This window comes from Leptolyngbya sp. BC1307 (assembly GCF_002286735.1).
GTDB lineage: Bacteria > Cyanobacteriota > Cyanobacteriia > Phormidesmidales > Phormidesmidaceae > Phormidesmis.
Genome location: NZ_NRTA01000192.1, coordinates 1 through 643 on the forward strand (window position 1 = coordinate 1; position 643 = coordinate 643).

The following is a 643-nucleotide window of genomic DNA, read 5'->3' on the forward strand; positions in this document are numbered from 1 at the left end:
CAGCCCTTTCAAGGTGATTTCTTGTCTTCTTTAGCTTTGGCCAAGAGGCGCGCGGTAGAGACATGCGGCTTGTCTTTCTGATATTTGGGCTTCGGTACTTTCTTTTTCTTGGCTCTGGGATGGGAACGAAACTTAGAGAGTTCTATCTGCTGAGCCAACTGTTGTAGAAGCTGACAGGTGCTATCTAAATCGAGCTGTGCGAGCGGCACCCACTGAGCCGGTGGAATCGCAATCATCATGCCATCGTGAACCCGCCGGATTTCATCGGCCAGATAATAGAGCGAGATCCCAGCCTCAACCTTGTCAGCCCCATGGACGGAGCGCATTGCTGCTTTCAGCACCGCCAGCACGTTGTAGCAAACCAACGCCATGCAAAAGCCAAACAAGGCAGCTCTGGGATAGGCCAGGGTGTCGATTTCGCCGCGAAAACACTGGTCAAGGACTTGGAATAGCCGCTCCACGCGCCACCTTTTTTGATAGAGGGCCGCAACTTTCACCGCCGAGGCGTCAGCGACCGGTAGATTAGTCAATATGGCAATTTCACGGTCACCATCACGGGTGGAATGCTTCAAGCGCACGACTACCCGCCTGAGGCTGACTGATAAGCTTTGCTTAAAAGTCAGCTGAATCGACTGTTCTAACA

At 52.6% G+C, this 643-nt stretch carries 1 protein-coding gene; it reads right to left on the reverse strand.

Annotated features, from left to right (window positions below):
• Positions 1-8: 8 nt before the first annotated feature.
• Positions 9-643 (reverse strand): transposase (locus CKL79_RS22735; RefSeq protein ID WP_141242301.1); only part of this gene is annotated, 635 nt, incomplete at its 5' end.